General features: G+C 38.2%; 20 protein-coding genes and 1 riboswitch. Of the genes, 1 reads left to right on the top strand and 19 read right to left on the bottom strand.

Annotation, left to right across the window (positions count from 1 at the left end):
- Positions 1-145: 145 nt before the first annotated feature.
- The 9 genes from P8O16_RS07990 to pdeM form a co-directional block, all read right to left on the bottom strand.
- Positions 146-3,127 (bottom strand): TonB-dependent receptor, encoded by a 2,982-nt coding sequence (locus tag P8O16_RS07990; protein WP_300313000.1) that lies wholly within the window; start codon positions 3,125-3,127, stop codon positions 146-148.
- 311 nt (positions 3,128-3,438) lie between these two features.
- A complete protein-coding gene (gldC, locus tag P8O16_RS07985) occupies positions 3,439-3,777 on the bottom strand; it encodes a gliding motility protein GldC (RefSeq protein WP_300312997.1) in 339 nt (112 codons plus the stop codon).
- A gap of 78 nt (positions 3,778-3,855) precedes the next feature.
- A complete protein-coding gene (locus tag P8O16_RS07980; protein ID WP_300312994.1) occupies positions 3,856-4,515 on the bottom strand; it encodes a 3-oxoacid CoA-transferase subunit B in 660 nt (219 codons plus the stop codon).
- A gap of 7 nt (positions 4,516-4,522) precedes the next feature.
- Positions 4,523-5,218: a CoA transferase subunit A gene (locus P8O16_RS07975; RefSeq protein ID WP_075351305.1), complete on the bottom strand. Its 696-nt coding sequence runs from the start codon at positions 5,216-5,218 to the stop codon at positions 4,523-4,525.
- A gap of 10 nt (positions 5,219-5,228) precedes the next feature.
- Positions 5,229-6,152: a bifunctional riboflavin kinase/FAD synthetase gene (locus P8O16_RS07970; protein ID WP_300312990.1), complete on the bottom strand. Its 924-nt coding sequence runs from the start codon at positions 6,150-6,152 to the stop codon at positions 5,229-5,231.
- Positions 6,139-6,822: a tRNA pseudouridine(55) synthase TruB gene (gene truB / locus P8O16_RS07965; RefSeq protein ID WP_300312987.1), complete on the bottom strand. Its 684-nt coding sequence runs from the start codon at positions 6,820-6,822 to the stop codon at positions 6,139-6,141. Before truB ends, P8O16_RS07970 begins: the two co-directional genes overlap by 14 nt.
- A 51-nt stretch (positions 6,823-6,873) precedes the next feature.
- Entirely contained in the window at positions 6,874-7,083 is a 210-nt protein-coding gene (locus P8O16_RS07960) for a DUF3098 domain-containing protein (RefSeq protein WP_300312985.1), read from the bottom strand.
- Between the two features lie 2 nt (positions 7,084-7,085).
- Complete coding sequence (locus P8O16_RS07955; protein ID WP_300313129.1) at positions 7,086-7,976, bottom strand: permease-like cell division protein FtsX; 891 nt, start codon at positions 7,974-7,976, stop codon at positions 7,086-7,088.
- A gap of 57 nt (positions 7,977-8,033) precedes the next feature.
- Complete coding sequence (pdeM, locus tag P8O16_RS07950) at positions 8,034-8,681, bottom strand: ligase-associated DNA damage response endonuclease PdeM (RefSeq protein WP_300312983.1); 648 nt, start codon at positions 8,679-8,681, stop codon at positions 8,034-8,036.
- Positions 8,682-8,783: 102 nt separating this feature from the next.
- Here pdeM and P8O16_RS07945 point away from each other — a divergent pair, with 102 nt between their 5' ends.
- Positions 8,784-9,197, top strand: a complete 414-nt coding sequence (locus tag P8O16_RS07945) for a DUF2147 domain-containing protein (protein ID WP_367182805.1) — start codon at positions 8,784-8,786, stop codon at positions 9,195-9,197.
- A gap of 20 nt (positions 9,198-9,217) precedes the next feature.
- Here P8O16_RS07945 and metX read toward each other — a convergent pair whose 3' ends face one another.
- The 10 genes from metX to P8O16_RS07895 all read right to left on the bottom strand — a co-directional run bounded on the left by metX (position 9,218) and on the right by P8O16_RS07895 (position 20,354).
- The gene (metX, locus tag P8O16_RS07940; protein WP_300312980.1) at positions 9,218-10,267 is read right to left on the bottom strand and encodes a homoserine O-acetyltransferase; all 1,050 of its coding nucleotides are present in this window, start codon (positions 10,265-10,267) and stop codon (positions 9,218-9,220) included.
- Positions 10,268-10,275: 8 nt separating this feature from the next.
- Positions 10,276-11,580 (bottom strand): O-acetylhomoserine aminocarboxypropyltransferase/cysteine synthase family protein, encoded by a 1,305-nt coding sequence (locus P8O16_RS07935; RefSeq protein ID WP_300312977.1) that lies wholly within the window; start codon positions 11,578-11,580, stop codon positions 10,276-10,278.
- Positions 11,581-11,739: 159 nt separating this feature from the next.
- A riboswitch (SAM riboswitch) is annotated at positions 11,740-11,848 on the bottom strand.
- Positions 11,849-12,072: 224 nt separating this feature from the next.
- Complete coding sequence (gene argH / locus P8O16_RS07930; protein WP_300312975.1) at positions 12,073-13,407, bottom strand: argininosuccinate lyase; 1,335 nt, start codon at positions 13,405-13,407, stop codon at positions 12,073-12,075.
- Between the two features lies 1 nt (position 13,408).
- On the bottom strand, positions 13,409-14,491 hold the full coding sequence (locus P8O16_RS07925) for a M20 family metallo-hydrolase (protein ID WP_300312972.1): 1,083 nt from the start codon (positions 14,489-14,491) through the stop codon (positions 13,409-13,411).
- A 9-nt stretch (positions 14,492-14,500) separates the two neighbouring features.
- Positions 14,501-15,301: an acetylglutamate kinase gene (gene argB, locus P8O16_RS07920; protein ID WP_300312969.1), complete on the bottom strand. Its 801-nt coding sequence runs from the start codon at positions 15,299-15,301 to the stop codon at positions 14,501-14,503.
- Between the two features lie 11 nt (positions 15,302-15,312).
- Entirely contained in the window at positions 15,313-16,260 is a 948-nt protein-coding gene (locus P8O16_RS07915; RefSeq protein ID WP_300313122.1) for an acetylornithine carbamoyltransferase, read from the bottom strand.
- Between the two features lie 41 nt (positions 16,261-16,301).
- Positions 16,302-17,432: an aminotransferase class III-fold pyridoxal phosphate-dependent enzyme gene (locus P8O16_RS07910; RefSeq protein WP_300312966.1), complete on the bottom strand. Its 1,131-nt coding sequence runs from the start codon at positions 17,430-17,432 to the stop codon at positions 16,302-16,304.
- A 48-nt stretch (positions 17,433-17,480) separates the two neighbouring features.
- The gene (gene argC, locus P8O16_RS07905) at positions 17,481-18,449 is read right to left on the bottom strand and encodes an N-acetyl-gamma-glutamyl-phosphate reductase (protein ID WP_300312963.1); all 969 of its coding nucleotides are present in this window, start codon (positions 18,447-18,449) and stop codon (positions 17,481-17,483) included.
- Complete coding sequence (locus tag P8O16_RS07900; protein WP_300312961.1) at positions 18,436-19,635, bottom strand: argininosuccinate synthase domain-containing protein; 1,200 nt, start codon at positions 19,633-19,635, stop codon at positions 18,436-18,438. The genes argC and P8O16_RS07900 overlap by 14 nt, the downstream gene beginning before the upstream one ends.
- 35 nt (positions 19,636-19,670) lie before the next feature.
- Entirely contained in the window at positions 19,671-20,354 is a 684-nt protein-coding gene (locus P8O16_RS07895; RefSeq protein ID WP_300312956.1) for a GNAT family N-acetyltransferase, read from the bottom strand.
- Positions 20,355-20,789: the final 435 nt, after the last annotated feature.

The following is a 20,789-nucleotide window of genomic DNA, read 5'->3' as shown; positions in this document are numbered from 1 at the left end:
GTCCTGCATCAGGGATTCGATTTTTTACTAGGCTAGGTTTGTTTCTGAATTGATAACCTACATTTCGTATTTCCAAGTCTTTAAAAAAAGAAAAAGCCATCTCAAATTGAGATGGCTTTAGGTATTATAAAGTTATACTTTTAGATTAATTCAAGAACTCGTCAAAAGTCAAGCTTACGAAATACATCGTTCCAACAGTTGGGTTACCCCAAGCTTGTCTATATCCATCGTTAAATAGGTTTGATCCACCTACTTTCAAGATTGACTTCAAGCTCTTAAGCTTATAGCTCACTTGAGCGTCAAATGTACCGAATGCCGGCATCACTGATAGTTGCTGAGTTGAAACTGAAGGACCTACGAAAGAAGACTGCCAAGCAAATTCACCCTGCCATCTGTAAGCCAATGCAAAACCTAGATTTTTGACTACTTCTCTGTTCGCAAAATTCAATACATATCGATATTCAGGAGTATTGAAGCTTGGCTGGAAACCAGTCTCAGCTAATTCTTCCAAATTTGTCAAGGTATTGAAAGAGACATTACCACCAATTGTATAATTCTTTGGCAATTTATAATCCAAGCCTAAAGCCCAACCCCAAGACTTGATAGTCTCTGTTCTATTGGTAGGAAGTGAATAAACGTTTCTTGTATTAGAACTCAATAAGTTAAGTCCAAGAGCAGAAGCTGGATTTTGAGGATTTGGATTTCTGTCCTGTACTATTACTTGACCACCGATGAAATTCTCAAATCGGTTGAAGTAAGCATAGGCATCAACAAGTAGTTTATTTGACCAAAGTCCTTTGTAACCTACTTCAAATGACTTTACTCTTTCAGGCTTGAACTCTGTTAATTCAAATGGCTGTAAAAGGGATTGGCTATTCTGAGCTGCGATTACAGGAACTAATTGAGGAACTAATGCTGCTATGGCTCCTGGAGCTGCACTTGGAGGAATTAACCCCGCTTGTACCTGTTGAGTGACAATTTGAGTAGCCTGAGCAATTGCAGCTTGAAGAACAGCAGGATCCTGCGTACCTGCAAGCACAGCTCCTCCAAACTGGGTGACTGTTGCTAAGGAGTAAACCGGATTATTATTAAAGTTATACCGATCTCTAAATAAAGGAAGACCACCAATCAATCTAGCTTGAGGAGTTACAAGGTCAATAAACTGATCTTGCGTGGTAGGGATTCTGAAACCTGTCTGATAAGAAGCTCTGAAGTTATGATTTCCCTGAGTAAAGACTCCAGAAACTCTAGGAGACCACTGACCAGCAAAATTTTCGTTTTTATCATAACGTACAGAGGCTGTCAATTTAAATTTATCATTGAAAAGTTTCTTAGAACCCTGAGCATACCCTCCATATTCTGCGATTGTAAACTCATCACCATTTTCATCTGTTGCAAATAGTGTTCCTTCAGAATTCAATTGATATATTCTATAATTTGCACCTATTACAAAATCAGCAAATTTGATTTGATCAGACAGGTTATAAGAACCTTCAAAGTGATACAGGTTTGTTTTGTCTACAAACTGAGCGCCAACACCATTAGCATCACCTGGAATTGGTCTACTTACAACTCCAGCTAATGCCTGATTAAATTGAGTAGAACCAGGAACGAAACGGCCTTGATCTGCAAAACCTCTAGCTAAACCATGGGCAGCTTCAGGATTTGCACCACCTTGGATTGCTTGGGCATAAGCTCCTACATATTCTCCAAACCATTGTTGACTTGGTTTCCATGCTTCATTGACTCCTTGAGCTGCAATGCCAACTGCAAATGCATCACCTGATCGCTCTTGAGTTGTATAAGCTCTTACGTACCAATTAGAACCTCTCAGTTCTGCTTTGTACTGTCCAAGTTTGAAATTCGCAATAGAATATCTATCAGCTCCTGTATAAACTGTAGTACCAAAACCATAATTACCTTGAAGAATAGCCTCTACTCTGTCATTTAATCTCCAATGGATAGCTGCGTTTAATTTCAAAGATTTAGTACCATAATCTGCAAGGTCTCTTTCCGCATATCCAGTTCTGGAAACGAATGTATTTGGAATAATTGCTAAAGCACCAGCAGGAAGTAATCCTGCAGAAATCAAAGATTGTGCAACACTATTCATATTTACGTTAGTTTCATCTCCGTAAATATTCACTCCATTGTAGCCAGGGTTATTTTCTCTTGTTCCACCTGCGATTGAAGAACCGTTTAGAAGAGACTGATCTCTAAAATCATTTGCTTGCCAATCATCAGCTTCTAAATATTGCACGTTTACTTTGAATGCAACTTTATCATTAATAGCTTTTGCATAACGCGCGCTAAAGTCATAAAAACCTGTTGTTGGAGTACTTCTTCCACTTTCATCCATGATACCAGTTTTTACACTTGCTGAAAGTCCCTGATATTGAAATGGATTTTTAGAATTCATCAATAGAATACCATTAATAGCATTAGGGCCATAAAGAGCAGAAGAAGCACCAGGAAGTAATTCCATACTTTCTAAATCCAATTCTGAAATACCAACAATGTTTCCAACTGCGAAATTCAAACCAGGAGCCTGGTTATCCATTCCGTCAATCATTTGCACAGTTCTTACGTTACCATTGGCATTGAAACCTCTCGTGTTGAAAGATTTGAATGTCAAGGACTGAGTGCTCATTTCAACTCCCTTAAGGTTATTCAAGGCATCATAGAAACTTGCTTGAGGTGCATCTCGAATCGCAATAATGTCCATTTTCTCAATGGAAACAGGAGATTGTAAAACTCCTTCCTCAACTCTGGAAGCTGATACAACCACTTCCTGACCTAAAATGGATGTTTCGGTCAATGCCATGTCTAGGGTAGTCATGCCATTTGTAATTTCTACTTCCTTAGTATTATAACCTACCATGGAAAAGACTAAGGTGAAAGGAGGCTCTTGATTTACACTAAGCGTGTATTTTCCCGATAAATCTGTAATAGTTCCTATCACTTTTCCTTTTACCAAGATATTTACTCCCACTAGAGTTTCTTTTGTCTCAGCATCGATTATTGTTCCTTTTACTACGGTTTGTCCAAATGCTTGTACCGAAATTAAGGAAACTAGAAGGGTGAACAGGAATACTGACCCCTTCATTCTTGAAGTAATATTGCTCATAGGCTTACTTTTATTTTGGGATTAATGTGATAATTGATTGGGTGTTATTGTCCGAAATTTAGCCTAAATAGCGAATAAAAAAATATTTGAACCCAAATTTTAATCACAAAACTAAAATCTAAAAATAAACTAATTCTGGAAACTGAGGTAGTTTATTATTGATTTTCAATTTTTTATGGCATGCAATTAGTTTTAAAAGAATGAATTAACCGGTTTATTACAAAATTGAAAAATGAAGATTTTTTTTTGAAAAATTTACAATAAAAAAAACCTGATGAACATCAGGTTTTTTTTGATCTTAATCAAAAACGTCATTTTTTACTATTCTCTTCATTTACATGTCTTACGAGGCGATCACAAAGATCTTTCATCTCTTCTGACATGAACTCGTCTCCTGTACTGTTCAGAATTGTCTGAGCCATTCCTCCAAGAATATCAATATAAAAACGCTTCATCTCTGCCACGGACATTTCTTCAGTCCAAAGATCAATTCTGAGTGTACTATGATTCAAATTGTCCCAAACATTCAAACTGATGCTTTTTGTGGACTCTAAACCTTCGCCTTCTTTATCTGAAGCATCCCATCGAATAGCTTTTGGTAAACTATTTTCGTCTAGTTCTACCTGAAAATGGATATCTGATTTTTTCATTCAATTTATGTTAACTCTCTTATATACTCTGATTTCAAAATTATTCAGCAAACTTCAAGATTGTTCTTTGAGTTCATTTTAATCGAAAATCATCTCTGGAATCTCTCCCTCAATGATCAATTTACCAGCCGTTTTTGACTTTATTTCCTCAACTGAAACTCCGGGTGCCCGCTCTTTTAGTAAGAAGCCACCTTCAGGCAATACTTCCAATACCGCTAAATCCGACACTATTTTTTTGACACATCGAATTCCAGTGATTGGTAAGGAGCAAGCTGAGAGCAATTTTGATTCACCACTTTTTGAACAATGCTGCATAGCTACTATAATATTGTCTGCAGAAGCTACCAGATCCATTGCGCCACCCATTCCCTTTACCATTTTGCCAGGGATCTTCCAGTTTGCGATGTCACCGTTTTCAGAGACTTCCATTGCTCCTAGAATGGTAAGATGCACATGCCCACCTCTGATCATTGCAAAAGACTCAGCAGAATTGAAAAGGGCTGACCCTTTTGCCAAGGTTATTGTTTGTTTACCTGCATTTATTAAGTCAGGATCTACTTCAGCTTCAGTAGGGAAGGGGCCAATTCCCAAAAGTCCATTTTCAGATTGGAGCACTACATCCAGATCTTCCGGGATATAGTTTGCCACCAGAGTAGGAATACCAATTCCAAGATTGATGTATTGCCCATTTTTTACCTCTTTGGCGATTCGCTGTGCGATTTGATCTTTAGTTAGCATAGTGGGTTTATTTGGAAATGGTTCGTTGTTCGATTCTTTTTTCATAATTAACCCCTTGGAATATCCGTTGAACGTAAATTCCGGGCGTATGAATTTCATTAGGATCCAACTCCCCAGCCGGCACAAGTTCTTCTACCTCTGCAATACAGATTTTTCCTGCAGTTGCCATGATTGGGTTGAAATTCCTGGCTGTTCCTTTATAAATCAGGTTTCCGGCAGTATCACCTTTCCAGGCTTTTACAATAGAGAAATCGGCTTTAAGCCAATTTTCCATCAAATATGTTTTCCCCTCGAATACCCTTGTTTCTTTTCCCTCAGCAACTTCAGTCCCAACACCTGCAGGAGTAAAGAAAGCCGGAATGCCGGCACCACCAGCCCTGACACGTTCAGCCAAAGTCCCCTGTGGAATTAAATCTACTTCAAGCTCACCGTTTAACAATTGCCTTTCAAACTCTGCATTTTCGCCGACATAGCTTGAAATCATTTTCTTGACCATCCGCTTTTTAAGCAATAGTCCTATTCCAAAATCATCTACTCCTGCGTTATTTGACACAATTGTCAATCCGTTGATGTCCCGCTCTAACAAAGCGGAAATACAGTTCTCAGGTATCCCCGACAGGCCAAAACCTCCCATCATAAGCATACAATTACTTGGGATATCAGCCACTGCGACTTGGGCATTTTTTACAGTTTTATCAATCATATATTTGGGTTTAAAGCAATTTTTTAGCATTAACTTGATCCAGACTTAACTGAGCTTTCAAGGCTTCCAATCCTTCAAATTTTCGCTCATCTCTTAAGAATGCCTTGAAATAAATAGTGATCTGTTTATCATACAAATCACCTTGAAAATCGAACAAATGAGCTTCAACAGTTTTTTTATGACCATCTACAGTTGGTCTATTTCCGATATTGAGCATGGCTTTGTAAATTTTTTCATTTACCATTGCCTCTACAGCATAAACACCGTCTTTGGGGATTAGTTTGTAATCATTAGGGATGTGGATATTTGCTGTAGGAAATCCAATTGATCTACCAATTTGTTGCCCTTTTATTACCAAACCATTTAACTCGTAGGCTCTCCCCAAATAATTAATAGCGGTAATCACATCTCCTGCCTCCAGTGCTTTTCTTATTTTGGTGCTTGAAACACCAATATCATCCACATCCTGACGGGATATTTCCTCCAATTCAAATCCAAATTTGGCATGATTCGCCTGAAGATATTCAAAGCTTCCTTCACGATTTTTTCCAAATCTGTGATCATATCCAATGACTAGTTTCTTGCATCGGATCTTATCCACTAACACATTTTGAATAAATTCTTCTGAACTCAATTCAGAAAACTCCTTCGTAAAGGGAATAGAAACCAGATGATCAACACCAAACTGTCTTAGGAGCTTTGTCTTTTCCTCAAATGTGCTAAGAAGTCTTAGATTATGTTCATTAGGAAAAAGAACCAATCTTGGATGGGGCCAAAAAGTAATTAAAACCGTTTCTCCATCAATACTTTTGGCAATTTCCCGAATCCGTTGTAAGATTTTTTGATGACCGAGATGAACTCCATCAAAGGTCCCACTTGTAACCACTGCATTTTTAAGCTTTGGAAAGTCAGCTAAGCCCTCATAGATTTTCATCGGATCTTAATTTGATTTCTTCGATAAGATTATCCAAATTCTTGCTTTGAGCTAAAGTGAATCCCCCAATTCGAGTTCGACAAAGCGAACTCATGTAAGCACCAACTCCAAGTTTATCTCCAAGGTCTCGAGCTAGGCTTCGAATATAAGTTCCCTTTGAACAGACTATTCGAAATTCAACGGTAGGGTTTTCAAATCTGGTTATTTCAAACTCACTGACAGTAACCGGTCTTGGCTCCATTTTTACATCAATGCCTTTTCTGGCAGATTCATATACCCGTTTGCCATCTACTTTAATTGCAGAGTGCATGGGAGGAACCTGTAAAATATCTCCCGTAAGTTCTTTCACAGCAGCTTCCACATCACTCAATGAAATCCCAGAAGAATCAGCTACTTGAATTACAGGTTGTTCCAAATCAAATGAATCTGTTGTAGCTCCAATCTCAAAAGTACCGGTGTACTCTTTTTCCTGACCCATGAACGTATCAATCTGTTTGGTCATTTTGCCCGCACAAACGATGAGAAGTCCAGTAGCTAAAGGATCCAAAGTACCAGCATGACCTACTTTTTTTATTTTTAGCGTATTTCTAACTTTTCGAACTACGTCAAAAGAAGTCCACTTAAAGGGCTTATCAATTAAAAATAACTCAGCGTATGGCTCTTGTTCCATCTATTTTGGCAGAAAAGGAAAATATCCTATTCTCCTTGAAATTCATGATAATTAATTAGAATCAGTTTTTGCGAAAATCGCATAGAATTCAAAAATAAATCCTGCCAGAGTCACAATGGGACCGATTGTAAGACCAAGTATGCCATTACCATGAGGCTGGCCGTCTAAACTAATCAGGACAAAACCCAAGATGATCATTGCGATACCGATTAACATCAGTTTATAATTTTTTCTAGAAAAGGGAAAAGAAGATTTGCTCATTATTAATAGAGTTCGTCCAAAGACATGTTCAAATATTTATTCACTGCACGCAAGGTACTCAGTACCGAGAGAATTCCTCCTACCAAAATCAGAACACCAAACAATAGAAAAAGAAGGTTTTGATTCTGAAGCATTGCAAATCCCTCGATTGAGGATTGGGTATATTTCACTAGAAGGAATAAAATCAGTGAAGCAAATCCACCTGCTAGCATTCCGAAAATAATTGCTCTGGAAAGAAATGGTTTACGGATAAATCCTCTCGTGGCTCCAACCAATTGCATGGATCGAATCAAAAACCGCTGAGAAAACAAGGCCAACCTGATTGTATTATTGATCAGCATCACTACGGTGATAATTAAAATCAAAATAAAACCCCCGAGCACTAAACTTACTTTGAGTAGATTCTTATTGATTGAATCTACAAGGTCAGTCATATAAGAGACCTCAAATATTCCAGGGATTTCCTCCAACTCTGCTACGATTGCTTCCAGCTGTTCTCCGGTTTGGAATTCCTCCGCAATAGAAATCACAAAACTATCTCTAAGCGGATTATCTTCTAAAAACTTGGTAAAATCTTCTCCTGTACTCTCTATAAAAGTTGCTGCAGCTTCTTCATCTGTAACAAATCGCAAAGCCAGCGTATCCGCTTTCCTCAATACAAATGATCTATCCGCAAGGTTAGACTCGATTGCTTTGATTTCGCTTTCCTCTAAATTTTTATCCAAAAAAACCTGCACCTCAATATTTTCCCGAATAAGGCTGGTGAGTGTTTTTGCTTGAATCAAGATCACTCCGAAGAGTCCCACAATGAAAAGCGATAATGTAGTACTGAATAAAACACTTCCAAATTTGAAGTGCCCCAGCGTTTTTTTCTTACGTGGATGATTTGCCATAATTGATTTCTTCATTCAAAATTAACTTTCCCCAAGGATATTGCCAATCTTATTCTGTTAAAGGATTTGAATGATTTTTTTTCCAGTCACCCCAAAGATTTGATCGCCTGCTTTAGGAGTGATAAGTGCCAAACCTGTAAAATTCCCAAAAGCCGGAAGCGTAAGCTGATTTCCACTCAAATGAAAAACCGGAATCCGAACAGATTGCCTAGCCTTCCCAACTAATCTGATTCCGGGATGAATATGTCCGCATAAATTCAATTGATCTACCGAAACGCTTTCAAGGGGTTCGTGCGAAAGTAGCAAATTTCCTAATTCGAGCGGTTGCAAATGGATCTGAAAAGATGATCTAGTGTAAGCAATGGGGGAGAGTACATCATGGTTTCCCTTGATCAGATGAAATTTTGTTTCCGTAAAATTCTTTAAAAACTGATTCAAAACTTCCCATTGCTCATTCCAATCACTATGGAATAAATCCCCTAAAAAGTAAAAATCATTGGGTTGGTACTTTAAAATTAGATTTGTAATTTGGTTTAAATCCTCCTGATGAATAGGCTCAGGTATTGGAATTCCAGATTTTCTGAAATGCGCTGCTTTACCAAAATGCAAATCGGCAAGGAAAATTGCTGATATATTTGGTTCCCAAATTGCTTTTTCCGGAAGTAATTTAAGGGGGTGATTTTTATATATTATATCCGAAATCATTAAATTTATAGCCTAAGGCCTTATTATAATCAAATCCAAAGCTAGTTCAATAAGTATTTTATGAAGTCAATTTTTATCAAAATTTGTTAACTTACTTCGGTAATCTTTCTTTTTACCATTACCCTTTCCCCTTCAGTTCAGGCGCAAAGTGAAGGAGCGATCTTAGGAACTTGGTTCAATACCGAGAAATCAGCTAAAATCGAAATCATTAAAAATGGTTCTGAATTTATGGGGAAAATTATTTGGCTTGAGCCAGAGGGAAATGGTGAGGAAACTATCCTTGATAGTGAAAATTCCGATCCTAAACTTAGAGAAAGACCAATAATGGGACTTACAATTCTTCAAGGATTGAAATATGGTGATGGAATCTGGAAGGATGGAAAAATCTACGATCCAGAATCAGGTAAAACTTACTCCTGCGAATTAAAATTGAAGAACAATAACATCTTGGAGGTTAAAGGATACCTTGGATTTTCATGGGTGGGAAGGACTGTAGAGTGGACAAAAGCATACTAGGAAAGCTTGATAAAGCCTTCCTAGTGTTGCAAATAAAATGACTTTAGGATATAGACTAGCTGCTCAAACTCGATCAGAAAAGCATCATGACCTGCTGTGGAATGTATTTCCTTATAAGTCCCCCGTTTTACATTTTTGGAAATAAATTGAGATTCTGAAGCCAAGAATAGCAAGTCAGAGTCTACTCCAACTGTCAATACATTCGCTTCAATTTCATGTAGAGCAGATTCCAAACTCTCCCTTTTCCTACTTAAATCATGACTATCCATTGTCTTGCTTAATGTCCAGTAGGACAATGCATTAAAGCGATTAGAAAGTTTACGCCCTTGATACCTCAAATAACTTGCTGCCTTGAAATTATCAAGCTTTGAATCCGTCTCTTGCTGTTTTCGACTAATGTCTTCCGGATGTCTATAGCTAAGCATTGCTATTGCCCTAGCTGTTTCTAAACCTTTTTTTCCTGCTTTTTCGTCTTCATTTCCCCAAGAACAATCTGACTCAATTGCCATACGTTGTGTTTCATTGAATCCAATTACCCATGGGGATGACTTTGCTGTGGATGCAAGAATTATGGCATTAGATAATTTTCCTCCTAGAATAATAGCCCATTCCAGTCCTACTTGACCTCCAAGTGATCCACCAATCAAAGTATTGATTTGAGTAATTCCTAAATGAGTTCGCAAACGCTCCAAGGCATTAGCCTGATCTCGAGTAGTTAATTGTGGGAAATCATAATAGTATGGTTTTCCGGAAACAGGATTGACACTGAGCGGGTTCGTTGAACCATAACAGGAACCAATCAAATTCGCACAAATGATATAATGCGAACTAGGGTCGAAGAATTTATCCTCCCCAATAAGCCCGTTCCACCAATCTGTCACATTACTATCTCCCGTCAATGCATGAATCACCCAGACTACATTGGATTTACTTTCATTTAATTGGCCATAAGTAGTGTAAAACAACTCGAACTCGGGGAGGCTTTCCCCGGATTCGAGTGATAAAGAAGAATTAGAATGAAACAACTCTTGAATCATAGAAATAGATGCGTATTCACTTTTGAGGTTCATTTATATGCTTAAAGTTTATCAAAAGCCTGCTGAAGATCTTCTTTAATATCCTCAATATGCTCTATCCCACAGGAGATTCTTAACAAATTTGGAGTAACTCCAGATGCCAATTGCTCCTCATCCGAAAGTTGCTGATGGGTGGTAGCGGATGGTTGAATAATCAATGTTTTTGCATCTCCTACATTTGCCAAATGGGATATCAGCTTTAGATTATTGATCAATGAAGAAGTAGTCTCTTTATCTCCTTTGATTTCAAAACTCAATACTCCGCCAAACCCGTTCTTCAAATATTTCTTAGCTACCTGATGATAAGGTGATGATTCCAGTCCAGGATAGTTTACTTTTTGAACTTTGGGATGTGATTCAAGCCATTTTGCAAGTGAAAGTGCATTATCAACCGTTCTTTGGACACGAAGCGAGAGAGTTTCTACGCCTTGCAAAAGCTGAAATGAATTAAAGGGACTTATAGCTGGGCCAAAATCTCGGAGCCCTTCCACTCTTGCTCTGATAGCAAAAGCAATATTCGGCAGACCTAGAGGGTTATTTTCTCCAAATACCTCCCAAAAATTCAAACCATGATATCCTTCCGAAGGCTCTGAAAATTGCTTGAATTTTCCATTCCCCCAGTTGAAATTACCTCCATCAACTATGATTCCACCAATAGATGTCCCATGACCTCCAATCCACTTAGTGGCTGAGCTGGTTACAATATTAGCTCCATGAGCAAGTGGCTGGAATAAATATCCGCCTGCTCCAAAAGTATTATCTACTACTAGAGGAATATCATATTTTTTTGCCACAGCAGCGATTGCCTCAAAGTCAGGGACATTAAATTCAGGGTTACCGATTGTTTCAATGTAAATGGCTTTAGTCCGATCATCAATCAGAGCTTCAAAAGCTTCTGGAGAATGACCTTTGGTAAAGCGAGCCTCAATTCCTATTCTCTTGAAAGCAACCTTAAATTGATTATAAGTACCTCCATAGAGATATGTAGTTGAAACCAAATTATCACCCGCTTCCAAAATATTATTCAAAGCTAGAAACTGGGCGGCTTGTCCTGAACTAGTAGCAACTGCCGCAACTCCACCTTCCAAAGCTGCAATTCGCTTTTCAAACACATCGGTAGTGGGATTCATAATTCGAGTATAGATATTTCCAAACTCCTTCAAGCCGAAAAGATTTGCGCCGTGCTCAGCAGAGTTGAACACATAGGAAGTTGTTTGATAAATAGGAACTGCTCTTGAGTTGGTTGTAGGATCAGGTTCCTGTCCAGCATGCAGCTGTAATGTTTCGAAACGATAGTTAGTTGACATGGTATAAAGGGATTTGATTTTAGAATATTGAAAACAGGATTAGAGATTGAAATAGTCTTAAGACTGAATCAAAGGCATAAAAACAGCCGATAATTTATAATCGGGGAGAAATCTGGAAGAAAGAAATCTAGTGGAAAATCCAATGTGCATATTGCAAAGAATTTATAGTTCCAAATAAGAATAGCTTACTTGGCAGGAATTGGCACCTTGGACTTTCCAGGTTGCCAGAGGGTCATAGAGCCTGTCTCTCGCCTCTTCTTTATAAATCCCAGCACAAAAAGTGAAAGAACTCTGCAAATAAAAGCAGGAGTCCTTTCAAATCAAAATCATTTTTCAAAAAGATGGAAAATTACTTTTTCGGATTTTAAAAATATGAACAAAATGTAAAATTTAAATATGAATGATATCACCTTTAAAAAATTATTCTTTGAAATTATATCAATTCAAAGAATAATATATAACCCTATAATATTTGTGAGGAATTATTTTTCCTTAACTCAGAAGGCTCATAATCGCTTTATCAATTTCTTCAAATCTAAATTGCCGAATCGCCTGATTCATTTTTTCTTGAATCTCCTTGAGATTTAAATTACCGATACTTCCTTCGTGCGTATGATTCAAATTAGTCTGGTCAGGTGCAAACTCCCCCTTTTCTATATCCAATCCTACCTTTTTATAGGCGTCACGAAAGGGGATACCTTTTAATACCAACTCATTGACTACTTCTACTGAAAAGAGGTGCTTATAGAAAGGGTCTAATAGAATGTTCTCCTTGATACGGATAGATTTGAGCATAAAAGTGCTCATCTCAAGACAAGATTTCAAAGTGGCTAATCCTGGAAAAATCTCTTCTTTAAGTAATTGTAAATCTCTGTGATAACCGGTTGTGGTATTGGTAAGTAGGAGATTTACAGTATTTGGAATAGCCTGAATTTGATTGGTTTTTGCACGAATCAGTTCAAATACATCCGGGTTTTTCTTATGCGGCATAATACTACTTCCAGTGGTGAGTTCATCCGGAAAAGAAACAAAAGCAAAATGCTGATTCATGAAAATACAGATGTCAGCAGCCATCCGATTCAAAGTTCCTGCTAAACCAGCCATTGCAAATCCAAGGGTACGCTCAGTCTTACCTCTGCTGTTTTGTGCGTTGATCACATTGTGGTGAAGATCTGCAAAACCAAGTAATTGAGTAGTCAAGGTTCGATCTAATGGAAAGCTAGAACCATAACCCGCAGCAGATCCTAGAGGATTTTTATTAGAAAGATCGAATGCAGCTTTTAACAAACCTAGATCTTCACTCAATCCTTCTGCAATCGATCCAAACCAAAGGCCAAAAGAAGAGGGCATAGCAAGCTGGGTATGTGTATAGCCTGGCATTAAATCGGATTTATGTTTTTCGGCCAGTTTTAAAAGTAAATCGAATAATTCAGATGAATCATTGACCAGTTCCCGGATCGCTGCCCGATAGTACAATTTCAAATCCACCAAAACTTGATCATTTCGACTTCTCCCACTGTGAAGTTTTTTTCCTACATCCCCAAAGCGCTCTGTAAGTAAAAACTCCACTTGAGAATGAACATCTTCAACACCTTCTTCAATTTGAAATTCACCTCTTTCTATTTCGTAGTAAATAGCCCGAAGTCCCTTTTGTAGAATTTGGTTCTCTTCTTTCGTCAATAGGCCAATCTTGCTAAGCATCTCTGCGTGAGCCATAGAACCCAAAACATCAAATGGGGCAAGGCTCAAATCAAATTCAGGATCTCTACCGATTGTGAATGATTCAACTTCCTTTTTGCTTCCTGTATCCTTTTGCCAAAGTTTCATTTCAAATTTTTGTATTAAGTAAGTCAGAATAGGCATCCAGAAGTTGGATATAGCCATTAATTCCTTCTTGAATTTCGTTCAAATAAATAAATTCATTTGCAGTATGTGATCTTGCTGAGTCTCCGGGGCCTATTTTGATTGATGGGTAGGGGATCAATGCCTGATCAGATAAAGTCGGGCTTCCATAAGTTTTAAGCTTAAGATTTTCAATTAACTTCCAACCAAAATGGCCTTTGGGAAGCCTTGAAGATTGGAGCCGCATTGATCTAGGCTTAAGTTCTGCTGATAATTGATCTTTCAACTCTTCGAACGCTTCTTCAAGCGAGTAGGCGTCAGTTACTCGAACATCCAGAACAAATTCACAGACATCAGGAACGACATTGTGTTGCTGTCCAGCATGTATTACCGTCGCAGAAACTTTGGATTTACCCAAAAACTCCGAGACTCTCGAAAATTCAAAGGATTTGATTTTTTGAAGATCGTCTAATGCCAAATAAATTGCATTTTCCCCTTCCTCTCTTGCTGCATGGCCAGCCTTTCCGAATGTCTTGGCATCAATTACTAGTAGTCCTTTTTCAGCTACTGCTACAGCCATTCCAGTAGGTTCTCCAACAATCGCGAGGTCACAAGGAGGTAATTGGCTTATAATTGAAGCAATCCCATCTTTTCCGGAAATCTCTTCTTCTGCTGAAGCAATCATGACCAAGTTGAAAGGAAGGTCTCGCTCTGCAAAGTGAACAAAGGTCGAAAGCAGGCAGACCAATGAAGCTCCTGCATCGTTACTCCCAAGCCCAAAAAGTTTATTTTCTTGAATTAGTGGATGAAATGGATCAATCGTATAACCTGAATTTGGTTTTACAGTATCATGGTGTGAATTTAACCAAACAGTGGGCTTTTTGTGATCAAAAGGGGAGGCAAAAGCCCATACATTATTTCCGGATCGTTCTACTACACATGCTCTTTCAATCAAAAAATCCTCAATAATGCCGGAAGTATGCTTTTCCTCGCGCGAAAAGGAAGGCGTTTCAATTAATTGGGATAGGAGCGCAACAGCTTCTTGATATAAGATTAGATTATTTTTCACTTAATCAGATTAATAAAGGTCATATCGCTGCTGCTCGATAATGGTCCCGGATAGCTTACCCTTGGCGGCTAGATGCAGATTTTCAGCTTTACCAATCCAAACATAATTAACCCCTTTTCGGAGTGCTTCAAATGCATTGTCCAACTTTGGAATCATTCCGGAATGGATCACCTTTTCCTTCTTCAGCTCTTTGTAGATATCCTCATTTATTAAGGGGATAATTGAATTCTCGTTTTTTTCATCAATCAAAACGCCGCTTTTATTAAAGCAAAAATAAAGATTGACTTGGTGATCCACTGCCAGACTTGTAGCTAATGCTGAAGCAATACTGTCAGCATTGGTATTGAGTAATTGACCTTTTCCATCATGGGTGATCGCATTGATCACAGGCAACAAATCACCATTAAGTAAATGATCAATTAGAGTAGTATTAACCTCTTGAATATCACCTACAAAACCATAATCAATTTCTTTCACTGGACGCTTTTTGGATCGAATAATATTACCATCAGCACCTGTCATTCCTATTGCATTTACATGTAAGGCTTGAAGCTTGGCAACAATGTTTTTATTAATCAAACCAGCATATACCATGGTAACCACATCCAATGTGTCTTTGTCAGTGATTCTTCTTCCGTCAACCATTTCAGGCATCACACCTAATGATTCACCAAATCTGGATGCCATGACCCCACCACCGTGTACAAGTATCTTATGGCCTGGGAATTTCGCAAAAAGCACCAAAAACTCTTCCAGCTTGTCGGGATAATCAATTACGTTTCCTCCAATTTTTATAATACTGATTTTCATCATTGGACTGTTTATTGGTCTAATAAAGAACTGATTGCCGCCTGAGCTGCAAAAATTCTGTTTTTAGCCTGCTCTTGAACCAAGGAACGATTCCCGTCAAGAATCTCATCGGATAGTTCTACATTTCTTCTCACAGGCAGGCAATGCATCACTTTTGCATTAGGCGCATTATTTAAGTGAGATTCTGTGAGCATCCAGCTCGGATCCGTCTGCAGAATCTTTCCATATTCATTAAAAGAAGACCAGTTTTTAACATACACAAAATCTGCATCTTCAAGAGCCTTATTCTGATTAAACTCAATTTTTGCTCCTCTGGTAAATTGCTCATCAAGTTCGTATCCTTCAGGGTGAGTTATAGTCAAATCATGATTCATTCCCAAAGTCCACTCTGCAAAACTATTCGCTACAGCGTGCGGAATGGCTTTTATATGAGGCGCCCAGGTGAGCACTATTTTAGGGTTCTTTTTTCCTTTTGCTTGCTCTTTCATTGTAATCTGATCTGCCAAACTCTGAAGGGGATGACGAATTGCAGACTCAAGACTAATAACTGGCTTTCCGGAATATTTCAAAAACTGATTAAATACAAAATCATTAATATCTTCCTCCCGATTAGTCAAAGAAGGAAAAGCCCGAATCGCCAAAATGTCAAAATATGAACCAAGTACAGCTGCGGCATCTTTGATATGCTCCACAGTTCCCTTGTTCATTATAGCCCCTTCATTCATTTCCAGTGCCCAACCTTCCTTATCCATATTGAGGACAATTGGTTCTAAACCCAAATTTAATGCAGCCAATTGGGTACTGACACGTGTTCTGAGTGATGGATTAAGAAAAACACATCCAATTCGTTTTCCTTTTCCTTTTAATTGATCAAGGGCCGGATTTGATTTGTAATTCAATGCCAAATCAATCAACTGATTTCCAACTTCAAAAGATTCAAATTTTGTAAAATGCGATATTGGCTTAATAATATTTGCCATTTAATTCAAATTGAAAATGATTAGCTAAGTATTTCTTTTAATGCGACTATAAACGAATTTAACTGATTCCACTCGATATTTAAAGGAGGAAGAAGTCTAATGGTATTCTTTCCAGCTGCACTTCCGGTAAAAATATGATACTTCTGAACCAACTCTGTCCGTACGGGTCCTGCCTCCCGATCTAAGTCTATTCCTATCATCAGTCCCAAACCTCGCACATCAGTCACACCTGGAATCTCTTTTAATTCATCCATTAAGCGACTTCCAAGATCTGTAGCCTGTGATATCAATTTTTCGGATTCCAAAACTTCCAAAACTGCAAGTCCAGCAGCACAGGCCAAATGATTGCCACCAAAAGTGGTTCCAAGCATTCCGTAGGCAGACTTGAATTGAGGTGAAATTAGAATTCCACCGATAGGGAAACCATTTCCCATTCCTTTTGCCATACTGATCAAGTCCGGCATAATTCCTTCTACCCATTGATGTGCAAAGAATCTTCCTGTACGACCATATCCAGATTGAACTTCATCTAAAATCAATTTTGCTTCATACTTTTTTGCTAGTGCCGAAATACCCTGCAAAAAAACGGAAGAAGGAACCTGAATTCCTCCCACACCTTGAATACCTTCGATGATAATCCCAGCAATATTCCTTTCCTTTAAGATTTCTTCGGTTGCCTTTAAATCCTCCCAAGGAAGAATATGAAAATCTTCTCGAGCATTACAAGGAGCAATGATTTTCGGATTATCAGTTAAGGCAACTGCTCCTGAAGTGCGACCATGAAATGCGCCTGAATATGAAATAAAACCAGGTTTATTCGTGGCAAATGAGGCCATTTTCATAGCATTCTCATTGGCCTCTGCTCCTGAATTGCAAAGGAAAAGTTGGTATTCGTGCAAGCAAGACAACTCCGCTAATTTTGCCGCAAATTCCTTTTGAATTGGGATTTGAACCGAATTTGAATAAAAAGCAATTTGATCCAACTGCTCTTTGATCCGCTTCACAAAGTGAGGGTGAGTATGTCCGATGGATATCACTGCATGTCCACCATATAAATCCAAATATTCCTGCCCCTGATCATCCCAAAGTTTTGCACCCGCAGCTTTGGTAATTGTGACAGGCATTAGTGGATAAACATCAAATAATTTCATTTCTAATTACGATTTACGAGAATTGATTTCTGACTTCAGTTTTCTGAATTAAAATGCGATACTTTTCAATCTTAATCCTTCTTTTTCATCCAATCCAAAGGCAAGATTAAAATTCTGAACAGCCTGACCTGAAGCCCCTTTCAGAAGATTGTCTATTGCTGAATAGATCACCAATTGACCCTTTTTCACTTGAAGATGAATGATACATTTGTTGCTATTGATCACTTGCTTTAAATCAATATCCTGATCGGAAATATGGGTAAATGCTGCACCAACATAAAATTCTCGATAACCACTCAAAGCTTCTTCAATCGTACCCTCAAATGGTAAATAAGCAGTTATCCAAATTCCTCTTGAGAAATTACCGCGGTAGGGAACAAAGAGCAGTTCCGAATCAAAGTCAGTATAAACTTTGGAAAACGTTTGTGAAATCTCCGATAGATGTTGGTGATCAAACAGATTGTAAACAGACATATTGCCTGTTCTATAGCTAAAATGTGAAGTTTCAGCTAACTTTTTTCCGGCTCCAGTACTTCCAGTTATTCCTGATATATGGATTTGATTTTTCGCCCAACCTTTTGCTATTGCAGGTAATAGCGCCAATTGAATTGCTGTGGCAAAACAGCCAGGATTTGCTATTCGCTTGGACTTTCTAATCTTTGATTTATTAACCTCTGGCAGTCCATAAACAAATCCATTCGATTCATTTCGGAAATCTGTTGATAAATCTATAATGACAGTTTCTGAATTGAACGGATGCTTTTCAAGGAAGTCTTTCGTTTCTCCGTGAGGAAGGCCCAGGAAAACTGCTTCAATACCTTCCGTTTGAACCTCGTCAGTAAAAATCAATTCACAATCTCCGATAAGGTCTGGATGAACCTCGGATACTTTTTTACCTTTCTGACTATTGCTATGCACATATACCAATTCGCAAGCAGGATGATGAACCAAAAGACGAAGTAATTCTCCTCCTGTATATCCAGCTGCTCCGATGATGGCTGTTTTAATTTGCTTCATCAGAATTATTTACTTTATGGAAAATTGAAGTTTGGTTACCCAAAATCCGTGTAAATCCTTTAACATCTTCAGCAGTATAGCCTTTGTTCATTTCTCCATAACTTCCAAATTTATTGGACATTAGGTCATTTTCTGAAGTAATTCCAAGAAGTGTGAATCGATAAGGATGAAGCATCACTCTGACATCACCATTTACAAAAGTCTGGGTATCGGCTAGGAAGGCCTCCAAATTTCGCATTACAGGATCTAGGTAATGACCTTCGTGAAGATGATTTCCATAGAATTCAGCCAATTGATTTTTCCAGAACAGCTGCCATTTAGTTAAAGTATGCTTCTCAAGTAATTGATGACCTTTTATAATTATCAAGGGTGCGGCTGCTTCAAATCCTACACGGCCTTTGATTCCGATAATTGTATCGCCAACGTGGATATCACGGCCGATTCCATAAGGAGCAGCTTGCGCCTGAACTTCCTGTATTGCAGCGGTAGGAGATTCAAATTTCTTTCCATTGACGGCTATTAATTCTCCTTGAACAAAAGTCAAAGTCAATTCCTTTGGATCATGCTCAGTCACCTGAGTTGGCCAAGCTTCTTCAGGAAGATAATCAGAGGATGTCAAGGTTTCTTTTCCTCCTACGGAAGTTCCCCAAATACCCTTATTGATAGAATATGCAGCTTTTTCGAAGTTCATTGCTACTCCATGCTTTTTCAAGTACTCGATTTCTTCCTGACGTGAAAGCTTCAAATCCCGGATAGGAGTAATAATCTCGATATCTGGCACAATAGTCTGAAAAATCATATCAAATCGAACCTGATCGTTTCCTGCTCCAGTCGATCCATGAGCAACAGCTTTTGCTCCGATAGATTTCGCATATTCTGCCAGAGATTTTGCCTGAAGAATTCGCTCAGCTGAAACTGATAGGGGATAAGTCTGGTTTTTCAGGACATTTCCAAAGACCAAATATTTGATCACTTCCTCATAATAGGTTTCTACCACATCCAAAATGTGGAAAGAAGCTACTCCGAGACCATTTGCTCTTGTTTCGATTGCTTTTAGTTCTTCCTCAGAAAAACCACCTGTATTTACGATTACTGCATGAACCTCATAGCCAAGATCTCTGGAAAGGTGTAATGCACAAAATGTGGTATCAAGGCCTCCACTATAAGCCAATACAATCTTTTTCATCTTTAATTGGTTTACCCGTTTGAGTTAGGGAAATTTTATAAAAAGAAGCTATTAATTGAGTCCTTAGACTTGGTCAATTTAAGCATCACATATTTCTTAAGTCTTACCCAGCGGTTAAACAGATTGATCTCCTTTTTGAAATCATCCCGTAATGCCAGGTCCTCCGTATTGTTTTTCTTTGCCTGTGGATCAAAAAGCATCGCTGTACAAATACAGTTTTGCCTGCTTTTACTCATCAGGATTTCATAATTAACACAACTTTGACAGCCTTTCCAAAAGGCTTCGTCATCTGTCAAGTCAGAATAGGATACAGGGATATATCCCAATTCCGAATTAATTTTCATTACAGCCGCTCCGGTAGTCAATCCAAAAATCTTGGATTCAGGATATTTTAAACGGCTAAGTTTAAATATCTCACGCTTGATTTTTCTCGCCAAACCGTATTTCCGAAACTCAGGAGCTACAATCAAACCTGAATTGGCGACATATTTTCCATGCCCCCAAGCTTCGATGTAGCAAAATCCCGCCCAAGTGCCATCCTGTGTCAGAGCGATAATTGCCTTACCTTCCTCCATTTTGGTCTCGACATATTCAGGAGTCCGCTTGGCGATTCCTGTTCCTCGAGCTTTTGCAGAATTTTCCATCTCATCAGTAATTGTGGATGAGTATTTCTTATGAGAAGGATTGGCAATTATAATTTGAAATGAAATATTATCCATGGATAAATGCATGTATAAGTCCGAACTCTTCGGGGGATTAGAAATAAATCAATGAAATAAATAATGGGCGAGAAAATTTTCCGCGCAGGAAAATCAAAATATTATAAGGGTCAAGCCCTAATAAAAAAACTATGTCTCCTAACTAAAGGAGATAAAAAAGCAATAGTCAACAATCCAAGGCCTTTTTTTGAAGGTTGAGTGAATGTTTGCGCTATCTGTGTTTTGAAATTCATTTGAGCCAGTAAAATTCAATGGTTTGAAAACGAATTGCAAGAAAATTTGCAAAAAAAACATCCAACAGCTTATTTATTATAAATTTTATGTATATCCGCAATCTTGCCAGTATGATTAAATCGAAGCAATGATGAGTCTGTCAAAGAGTTTTTGACCGAAGTATCTTCTGTTGAGCTTGTAACAAAACTCGTCCAGGTAATT

It is taken from the genome of Algoriphagus sp., from assembly GCF_029254265.1.
Classification (GTDB): Bacteria; Bacteroidota; Bacteroidia; order Cytophagales; family Cyclobacteriaceae; genus Algoriphagus.
The sequence above is the reverse complement of the archived record's forward strand: the minus strand, read 5'-3'. Positions and strand labels throughout refer to the sequence as shown.

Coding starts and splice junctions, on each gene's coding strand:
- truB (WP_300312987.1), bottom strand. CDS start 6,822: ATGGAACAAGAGCCATACGCTGAGTTATTTTTAATTGATAAGCCCTTT.
- metX (WP_300312980.1), bottom strand. CDS start 10,267: ATGAACCTCAAAAGTGAATACGCATCTATTTCTATGATTCAAGAGTTG.
- P8O16_RS07980 (WP_300312994.1), bottom strand. CDS start 4,515: ATGCTAACTAAAGATCAAATCGCACAGCGAATCGCCAAAGAGGTAAAA.
- P8O16_RS07910 (WP_300312966.1), bottom strand. CDS start 17,432: ATGAAATTATTTGATGTTTATCCACTAATGCCTGTCACAATTACCAAA.
- P8O16_RS07895 (WP_300312956.1), bottom strand. CDS start 20,354: ATGGATAATATTTCATTTCAAATTATAATTGCCAATCCTTCTCATAAG.
- P8O16_RS07900 (WP_300312961.1), bottom strand. CDS start 19,635: ATGAAAAAGATTGTATTGGCTTATAGTGGAGGCCTTGATACCACATTT.
- P8O16_RS07970 (WP_300312990.1), bottom strand. CDS start 6,152: ATGAAAATCTATGAGGGCTTAGCTGACTTTCCAAAGCTTAAAAATGCA.
- P8O16_RS07935 (WP_300312977.1), bottom strand. CDS start 11,580: ATGTCAACTAACTATCGTTTCGAAACATTACAGCTGCATGCTGGACAG.
- argB (WP_300312969.1), bottom strand. CDS start 15,301: ATGAAAATCAGTATTATAAAAATTGGAGGAAACGTAATTGATTATCCC.
- P8O16_RS07955 (WP_300313129.1), bottom strand. CDS start 7,976: ATGGCAAATCATCCACGTAAGAAAAAAACGCTGGGGCACTTCAAATTT.
- pdeM (WP_300312983.1), bottom strand. CDS start 8,681: ATGATTTCGGATATAATATATAAAAATCACCCCCTTAAATTACTTCCG.
- P8O16_RS07975 (WP_075351305.1), bottom strand. CDS start 5,218: ATGATTGATAAAACTGTAAAAAATGCCCAAGTCGCAGTGGCTGATATC.
- argC (WP_300312963.1), bottom strand. CDS start 18,449: ATGAAGCAAATTAAAACAGCCATCATCGGAGCAGCTGGATATACAGGA.
- P8O16_RS07960 (WP_300312985.1), bottom strand. CDS start 7,083: ATGAGCAAATCTTCTTTTCCCTTTTCTAGAAAAAATTATAAACTGATG.
- P8O16_RS07990 (WP_300313000.1), bottom strand. CDS start 3,127: ATGAGCAATATTACTTCAAGAATGAAGGGGTCAGTATTCCTGTTCACC.
- gldC (WP_300312997.1), bottom strand. CDS start 3,777: ATGAAAAAATCAGATATCCATTTTCAGGTAGAACTAGACGAAAATAGT.
- argH (WP_300312975.1), bottom strand. CDS start 13,407: ATGAAACTTTGGCAAAAGGATACAGGAAGCAAAAAGGAAGTTGAATCA.